Origin of the sequence: Streptomyces sp. M2CJ-2, from assembly GCF_016757295.1 — a bacterium.
Classification (GTDB): domain Bacteria; phylum Actinomycetota; class Actinomycetes; order Streptomycetales; family Streptomycetaceae; genus Streptomyces.
In genome coordinates, this window is sequence record NZ_JAESIF010000137.1 from 1 (window position 1) to 7,448 (window position 7,448).

At 70.8% G+C, this 7,448-nt stretch carries 6 protein-coding genes and 4 pseudogenes; 6 read left to right on the plus strand and 4 right to left on the minus strand.

All coding sequences use genetic code 11. The annotated features are described in order from the left end of the window. Window positions 1-125: 125 nt before the first annotated feature. Window positions 126-1,138 (plus strand): annotated as a pseudogene (locus tag JL475_RS37425) (questin oxidase family protein). A gap of 17 nt (window positions 1,139-1,155) precedes the next feature. On the opposite strand, the pseudogene JL475_RS37430 reads toward JL475_RS37425, so the two are convergent. Continuing rightward, a pseudogene (locus JL475_RS37430) lies at window positions 1,156-1,402 on the minus strand (helicase associated domain-containing protein); the annotation flags it as partial. A 122-nt stretch (window positions 1,403-1,524) separates the two neighbouring features. On the opposite strand from JL475_RS37430, the gene JL475_RS37435 reads away from it, so the two are divergent. Then, window positions 1,525-2,055 carry an RNA polymerase sigma factor gene (locus tag JL475_RS37435; RefSeq protein ID WP_202282682.1) on the plus strand — a complete coding sequence of 177 codons (531 nt, stop codon included), beginning with the start codon at window positions 1,525-1,527 and terminating at the stop codon, window positions 2,053-2,055. Beyond that, a complete protein-coding gene (locus tag JL475_RS37440) occupies window positions 2,045-2,818 on the plus strand; it encodes a hypothetical protein (RefSeq protein ID WP_202282678.1) in 774 nt (257 codons plus the stop codon). The genes JL475_RS37435 and JL475_RS37440 overlap by 11 nt, the downstream gene beginning before the upstream one ends. Here JL475_RS37440 and JL475_RS37445 read toward each other — a convergent pair. The 3 genes from JL475_RS37445 to JL475_RS37455 all read right to left on the minus strand — a co-directional run bounded on the left by JL475_RS37445 (window position 2,796) and on the right by JL475_RS37455 (window position 5,847). Continuing rightward, window positions 2,796-3,497, minus strand: a complete 702-nt coding sequence (locus JL475_RS37445; protein ID WP_237409383.1) for a protein kinase — start codon at window positions 3,495-3,497, stop codon at window positions 2,796-2,798. The genes JL475_RS37440 and JL475_RS37445 overlap by 23 nt on opposite strands. 239 nt (window positions 3,498-3,736) lie before the next feature. Then, entirely contained in the window at window positions 3,737-5,584 is a 1,848-nt protein-coding gene (locus JL475_RS37450) for an ABC transporter ATP-binding protein (protein WP_202282679.1), read from the minus strand. An 80-nt stretch (window positions 5,585-5,664) separates the two neighbouring features. After that, window positions 5,665-5,847 (minus strand): hypothetical protein, encoded by a 183-nt coding sequence (locus JL475_RS37455; protein ID WP_202282680.1) that lies wholly within the window; start codon window positions 5,845-5,847, stop codon window positions 5,665-5,667. Window positions 5,848-6,035: 188 nt separating this feature from the next. Here JL475_RS37455 and JL475_RS37460 point away from each other — a divergent pair. The 3 genes and pseudogenes from JL475_RS37460 to JL475_RS37470 all read left to right on the plus strand — a co-directional run. Next, window positions 6,036-6,359, plus strand: a pseudogene (locus JL475_RS37460) (XRE family transcriptional regulator); the annotation flags it as partial. 167 nt (window positions 6,360-6,526) lie between these two features. Further along, window positions 6,527-6,916 carry a hypothetical protein gene (locus tag JL475_RS37465; RefSeq protein WP_202282681.1) on the plus strand — a complete coding sequence of 130 codons (390 nt, stop codon included), beginning with the start codon at window positions 6,527-6,529 and terminating at the stop codon, window positions 6,914-6,916. A gap of 320 nt (window positions 6,917-7,236) precedes the next feature. Beyond that, a pseudogene (locus JL475_RS37470) lies at window positions 7,237-7,377 on the plus strand (IS110 family transposase); the annotation flags it as partial. Window positions 7,378-7,448 lie beyond the last annotated feature (71 nt).

The window sequence follows — 7,448 nt, forward strand, 5'->3', positions numbered from 1 at the left end:
ATCATCGCAGGTCACAAGGCACTTCCTCGTTTCAAGAAGAGTTATCCACAGACATCGAATCGGTGGATCAAGGCTAAGCCTTCAGCCGGTTACGCCGTCCTGGCGCCTCGCCTACCGTCCTTGCCATGGATGCAACGGGCATTCTCGACGAGGCGCTCCAGCGACTGCACACTTCAGGACCCGAGCGGCTCGAGCGGCTTGCCAACCACGCGTCGATGGCCGTCGAGGCCCTCGCCGCTCATGGACAGGCCCGTTCGGTGCACCGCTGGCTCGACCTGTACGCACGCAAGCTTGAGGAGTTCCCCTCCGGTCTCGAGCCGGTCACGGCCGCCAACTGGCGTTTGGCGCTCGGTGATCCGCGCCGCGCCGCCGACTGGATCGGCTACTTCGAGCGCGAGATCACCGAGCGTCCCTGGCGCGAGGTGCTCACGCAGTGGTGGACCCGTCTTCTGCCCGGCATATACGGCGGCGCGGCGCATCCGGTGATCCGGGTGGGGCATGCCGTGCGCGCTCTTCTGGCCGGCGAGAGCACCGAACCCCGTCTGGCCGAACTCGCCCACGGCCTCGGCTACTGGGCCGCCCGCCACCGCCCCGTCGCGGACCTTGCCCCGCTGCCCGGCGCCGACAGCGCGGCCGCCGCCCTCGACGCGGTGACGCCGATCGCCGAACGGGACGGCGGCTTTCCCGCCCGGTTCGACCGCGTCAGGGGCCTGCCGGTGTGGGCGGCCACGATCACGGACCCCAACGAGGCGCACCACCGCCTCACCGAACTGGTGCGGGCGGCCACCCACCGGTATGCCACCCACGGCCACGGCGAGGAGACGCGATGCTGGTCCACGCGGCCACGGCTCCCAACGCCGTGCTGCGCATCCTGCCCGCGCTCCCGCACGCCCTGTGGGGAGTGAGCCTGCGGGCCGCCTGGGCGGCTTCCGCGGCGGTGACCGCGATGTACGCACCCGACGCCCCGGTCGCCGACAGCCCGCCGGGCACCTTCACCCCCGAAGAGGTCCTCGAACGGGCCGGGGCGCACGGCGACGAACACGTCATCAAGCTGACCGACACGGCCCTCGACATCGGCGACGAACCGGCCCTGGCGGCGGCTCTGCGCTCCATCGAGCTGAGCGAACCGCTGAGATAGACGACTGTCCTCCCATGTCACGCCCACTCCACCCCCAGTTCAGCGAGCGCGGCGCGCTGTTCGGGGGTGAGCCTGTCGCGCCTCGCGCGGGCGTTCGAGACCCATACGCCGAGCCGGACCGTGACCAGCTCGGTCTCGCCGTCGAGCGTGATCTGCTCACTGTGGCCGCGGGGCACGGGCCAGTCCGAGCCCTCCCGCTCCGACCCACTGGGCGAGGGCTGTCAGGCCGCGTTGGAACGCCTGCTACGCCTTGTTCGGCCCCTTTCCCCGCACGCCGTCTTCCGCATCGGCCGGGCAATCCCTCGGCGGGGGCGGACCGTATCTATAGGTGTGCCGAGCTTCCGGTTCCCGTTGGCCGTCTCCCGGACGAGGCTCTGCTGTCCGGGCTGGCCACCGGTGATCCGGAGTTCGCGGTCACCTTCGTACGGAGGTTCCAGCGCGCGGTCTTCGGTGTCGCCGTCGCCGTCACCGGAGATCGGCAGCTTGCCGAGGACATCGCCCAGCAGACGTTCGAGCGTGCGTGGCGTCATGCGCAGATCTACGACTCGCGCCGCGGGTCGGTGGCGACCTGGCTGACGACCATCGCGCACCATCTCGCCATCGACGCCGTCCGTGCGCGGCGGGCGGAGCCGGTGGCACCCGAGGACCTCGGCGCGCTCCTCGACGTCGTGACCGAGACCCCCGAGCGGTGGGCCCTGGCCGACGAGGCCTCGTCCCGGCTGCGGGCCGCCGTGGCGCAGCTGCCGCGGGAGCAGGGTCGTGCTCTGGTGATGGCGGGCATCTACGGAATGACGGCCCAGCAGATCGCCGATCGGGAGAAGATCCCGCTGGGCACCGCAAAGACGCGGATCAGGACAGCGATGGGAAAGCTGCGGAACACCCTTGCCTCCCCGAATCGAGGGGACCATGGCCAGTGACGTGACCTGCGAGAAGCTGCGGGAGATCGGCGCCGAGCTGGCACTGGGCGTGCTGCCCGGCCGTGAGCGGGCGGTGGGGGTCGCACATCTGGACCGGTGCGCGGCCTGTCGGGAGTACATCGAGCACATGACCCTGGTGGGCGACAAACTGATCGGGCTGGTGTCGGGCAGTGAGCCGCCGCTCGGGTTCGAGACCCGGGTGGCGCACAGGCTGACCCAGGACGTGACGGCACACGAGAGGGAACCCCACCCGCGGGCGTCCGGCCTCGCGCACAAGGCGGTCCGCCATCGCGCACGCCGGGTCCGGCTGCGGGTCGCGTCCGCCGCGGCCGCGTTCGCATTCGCCTTCGGGTTTGCCGGCTGGGCGGTCGGCACCGCCATCGAGAGTGGCACGGCCTCGAGCTTCCCTGCTGTGAAGGCCCAGACGCCTTTGAGGGAGGGAGAGCTGACCTCGGCCTCGGGTCTTGGGCCGTCGGCCGGCGACGTCTACGCCCACCCCGGAGACCCGGGGAAACCCGGTTGGATCTACCTGACCGTCGACCTTGCCGCCGTCGGCACCCTGTACAGCGGCAAGGTCGTCTGTCTCCTGGAGCGCACGGACGGCAGCACGATCCGCGTGGGCGCCTTCACCCTGAGCAACGGACGTGGTGACTGGGGCGCGGCGGCCCCGGTCGACCCCGCGGCGCTCTCCGGCGCCCGCCTGACCGCCTCCGACGGCACCGTCCTTGCCACCGGCCACTTCAAGACCGGCCGGAGCGCGTGAAATCGGCGCCCCGCCACGGCCTCAGGGGCAGGCGGTGCGGCGCCCCGGGCCGGGCAGCGTCGCATCGAGTGTGGCGGCCAGTTCGGCAACCGAGGGCCAAGACGATGGATCGGTCTGAAGGCAGCCGTCGATGGCCGCGGCGAGCCCCCCCGGGCAGACGCCGCCGCGAGCCGATCGGCGGGGCGGTCCCTTCCAGCTGCGGATACCAGTCGTCCCGGCCGCCCGTGACGCTGCCGTCGCAGGGCCCGTCCCCTTTCTCCCCACCGGGAGAAACCTCGCGGGAATCCCCGCGGCCGAACGGCACGTCCCCGGCGGCGGCCTCGTACAACGTGATGCCGATGCCCCACACGTCCGCGGCTGCCGACAGCGGCCCGCCGCGGGCCTGCTCGGGAGCGAGGTAGCAGAACGTGCCCACCCCCGCGGGCGCGGGCCCGGGCGGCCGCGCAATGCTCAGGTCCAGCACCTTCGCGTGACCGCAGTCCACCACCACGTTCGACGGCTTGAGGTCCAGGTGCAGCAGACCCTGACCGTGGAGGTAGTGGATCGCGGAACACAGCTGCACCCCGAGAAGCGCCACGTCGGCGGCGGACGGCCGGCGCCGCAACCGGTGGACGAGGTGGGACAGCGTTTCGCCGGTCAGCGTCTCCAGCACGACGAGCGGCACCGGCGACTCGAACATCTCGTACGCGCGGACCAGGTGCGGATGGGTGAAGGCCCCCCAGCCACCGCCCCTCACGCAGCAGCTGCTCCTGGTTCCGGCGGTCGGGGCGCACGGTCTTGATCACACAGCGGCAGTCCCGTTCCTCGCTCCAGACGTCGTAGACGTCGAGCCGGCCGGTGCGCGCCGGATGCGCCAGGACCCCGTGGCCCGGGACCGGTCTCGTGCCGGGGGCGGGGCGGCCCGCACCGCCGGGACACTCACGGCAGCACCGTCCCGGGGGGCCGAGGACCCGGCTGGGGCGGCACCGGCAGGGCGTTCAGCCGGTGCAGCCGGGCATACGTCCCGCCGCGCCCGAGCAGGTCGTCGTGGGCGCCGCACTCGACAATCCTGCCCTGGTCGAGGACCACGATGCGCGTGGCGTCTCGGACGGTCAGCAGGTTGTGGGAGATGACGACGGTCGTCCGCCCGGCCATGAGCCGGCGCAGCGGGTCCATGATCCGCCGGCCGGACCGCACATCGAGGCCGGTGGTCGGTTCGTCGAGGAGGAGCACGGGCGCGTCCCTGATCATCGCGCGGGCGATCGCCAGGCGCTGGCGCTGCCCGCCGGAGAGCGTCCGGCCGCGCTGGCCGACCATCGTGTCGTAGCCCTTGGGGAGCAGCTCGATGAACTCGTGCGCGTCCGCGGCGCGCGCCGCCGCTACGATGTCCGCCTCCGTCGCCTCCGGCCGGCCGTAGGCGATGTTGTCCCGCACGGTGCCGTGGAAGACGAGCGTCTCCTGCAGGACCACCGCGACGCTCTCCCGCAGGTCGGACAGGCGCAGGTCCCGCAGGTCCGCCCCGTCGAGGCGGACCGCGCCCCGGTCGGGGTCGTAGAAGCGCAGCTGCAGCTTTGCGACCGTCGACTTGCCGGCCCCGCTGGCCCCGACCAGCGCCAACGTCTCTCCGGCTGCCACGTGGAACGACACGTCCGACAGTGCCCAGGACGGCGTACCGGGATAGCGGAAGGAGACGCCGTCGAACTCCACGTCACCCCGCGCACGGCCGATCCGGCGGGCGCCGGCGGCCTCGGCGACCTGCGGCCGCTGGTCCAGCAACTCGATGATCCGTTCGGCCGAGGCGGACGCCGCGTAGAAGGTGGTGCCGAGGTGGGACAGACCGCGGACCGGACTGTAGAGGTTGCCGATCAGCGCCAGGAAGACCAGCAGTCCGCCCAGCGTGAGCTGTCCCTGGGCCAGCTTCCAGGTGCCCAGGCTCATGACCGCGAGGACGCCGGACACCTCGATGACCTCGACGACGGATCCGTAGACGGCACGGATCCGCGTCGAGGCCATCGTGGCCCGGAACCTGCCGACGTTCTCACGCTCGAACCGGCGCTCTTCCCACCTCTGCCGGTTGTACGCCTGCACCAGGGCGACGTTGCCCAGCGACTCCTCGGCGATCGCGCTGATCGAACCGCTGCGGCGCCTGCGCTCCCGGGACGCCTCCTTGATCAGCCGCGCGAAGTGCCGGGCGGCGCCCCAGAACAGCGGCACGATGACGAGGGCGAGGAGGGTCAGATCCCACTGCAGATAGAACAGCAGACCGAGGAAGACACCCAGGCGGATCACGTAGTAGAAGGCGTCCGCCACTCCCGAGAGCAGGAACGTCTCGACCGTGTCGACATCGCCCGTCACACGCGACAACACGTCCCCGAGCCGCCGGCGTTCGAAGAATCCGAGCGACAGGCCCTGGACGTGCCGGAACACATCGGAGCGAAGCGTCAGCAGGAAGCGTTCGCTGACCCACGTGGACGTCACGTCGTCGGCGAACCCCAGAATGCCGGAGCCGATGATGAGCCCCAGGTAGGTCGGTGCGATCCACAGGAGCGGTCCGACGTCGCGGGGAACGAGCACACCGTCCACCACGATCTTGAAGAGCCAGATCTCCGTGGCGTCGAGGGCGGGGCCGATCAGGCTGAAGAGGACGATGGGAGCGAACCAGCGCCGACCGCCGCGGGTATAGGGCCAGAACCGCCGGAACACCTCGCGCGGAGACACCGGGGGCGCGGCCGCCACCACATCGGAAGCCTCACCCACCGACAGCAGACGCCGCAGGACATGCACCATGGCATGCGTTCCTCGTGGAGGGACGGACGGAGCGGACCGGGACCTTCCGGTCTACGGTCCGCTCAGCCTCCGTGGTGTGGTCACCAGCGGCCGTAGCCGCCGTGGCCGCGGCTGTGCCCGTGGCGGTGCCCGTGGCGGTCGCCGTGGTCGTGATCGCGCCCGTGGTCGTGCCCGTGACCATGCCCCGAGAAGTCGTCGCGGCGCGACGTGTCGTCGTTGCGGTCCCGGCGATGGGCAGGCATCAGATTGCTGAAGATAGCCATTGCGTTCCTCCTGAAAATTGCTACACACGGGATACGTCTCAGGGCGGGACTTGGATGGCGTTCCGGGGCAATAAGTTGAAAATGGTTGAGTATCGGCCAAAGCCTCGACACCGTTCAGCCCAGCCGCGCCGCGAGCCCCACGGTGCACCACACCAGGCGGGCTTGGGACTCGCAAGGTGGGCAGAGCCCGATGGCAGCCCCGCATCCGCGCCCAAGCCCGAAAGCAAGCGGCCACCACCGGAGGCATCGTCATCGACACCCGCGCCCGCTTCGGCTTCACCGCCGCCCCCGGCACCACCGACGACGCCCGCATCCGTCACCTCACCCTCGCCCTGCCCCCGCAGTACGCGGCCCGCCTCTTCGACGCCTAGGAGACCGGCGCCACCGAGCAGCAGCTGCGCGATATCGCTGCCGAAGGCCTGGGTGAGGTCTACTTCCGCGACGGCGGCCGCCGCGCGACCGGCTTGGAGGTTCAGTTCACCGACGTCGACCACCTCGAGTTCGACCTATAGGCCGGCCGGCGGCGAGGCCTGGCTGCCGTGGCCGGCGCGCACGAGTACGACGAGGCCAAGACGGTCGGCGTCTTCCACGTCACCGACCGCGCCCGCCGCCGTTGGCTCCTGCGCTCGCAGCACCCTGTGAACGCGATGGCCTTCCATCCGACCTTCTCCTGCTCGCCGTGGGATCCGGCGAGTATGACGGCGGCTACTTCTTCGAGGGAGAACTCCTGCTCGTCCATCTGGAGACCGGCACCGCCCTGTCGCTCATCGGGCACGACTTCGGCCGTCAGGTCCTCGGGCTGGAGTGGCTGAACGACCAGGACCTTCGTGTTTTGACGGCGCTGCCCGATGACTGGAAGGACCGCAAGGCCCACGTAGAAGGACACCTCGCCGTAGTGCGCCGCGCCGACTGGACCGCGGTCGGAGGCAAGTCGCTCACCGGCCGCGACCTGGCCGGCCCTAGCCTGCCGGCGCCCCGCCCGGACCAACGCGAGGCCGCCCGACAGGCGGTCGCCCGTCTGAGGTCGCCGCAGACACGCCGACACCGCACCAGCGGGGCACACACGTGAGGACGTGGACCCGAGGTAGAACGAGACGGCACCAGCCCACCTCGGGTAAGCCCCCGTTATGTTTTTCGCGGTCCTGCAAGAGGGCCGCTGGCCTCCGGGCCCGGCATGACTGTGTCCCCCTGTCGAAGGCATGACCTGGGGGGTGGTGTCACCGGGCCCGGGAGGTGTCGTCACAGACGCTGATGAGAGGTCCGGCCACCGTCCGGTCCGGCGCAACGCCGGACGACTTGCGGGCGGCAGGCCTGCATAACGTGGATGCGCGCGCACGACACCACCGCCGAGGCCGGCACCGTGAACACCCTTGGGGAGAGGGAACAACGATGTTCGACACGACCGAGGTGGGCGTCTTCCTGGGCCTGGACGTCGGCAAGAGCGCCCATCACGGGCACGGGCTGACCCCGGCGGGGAAGAAGGTCTTCGAAAAGCCGCTGCCCAACAGTGAACCGAAGCTGCGGGCTGTCAAGCCCCGGGTTTGGTGGACGGTGGGTTAGCTGGTTTTCAGGGTGAGTTCTGGTGCGGGTGATGCAGTGTG

Bases quoted from the DNA above. Each gene is read 5' to 3' on its own strand.
- JL475_RS37440 (WP_202282678.1), top strand. From the start codon at position 2,045: ATGGCCAGTGACGTGACCTGCGAGAAGCTGCGGGAGATCGGCGCCGAG.
- JL475_RS37445 (WP_237409383.1), bottom strand. From the start codon at position 3,497: ATGTTCGAGTCGCCGGTGCCGCTCGTCGTGCTGGAGACGCTGACCGGC.
- JL475_RS37450 (WP_202282679.1), bottom strand. From the start codon at position 5,584: ATGGTGCATGTCCTGCGGCGTCTGCTGTCGGTGGGTGAGGCTTCCGAT.
- JL475_RS37455 (WP_202282680.1), bottom strand. From the start codon at position 5,847: ATGGCTATCTTCAGCAATCTGATGCCTGCCCATCGCCGGGACCGCAAC.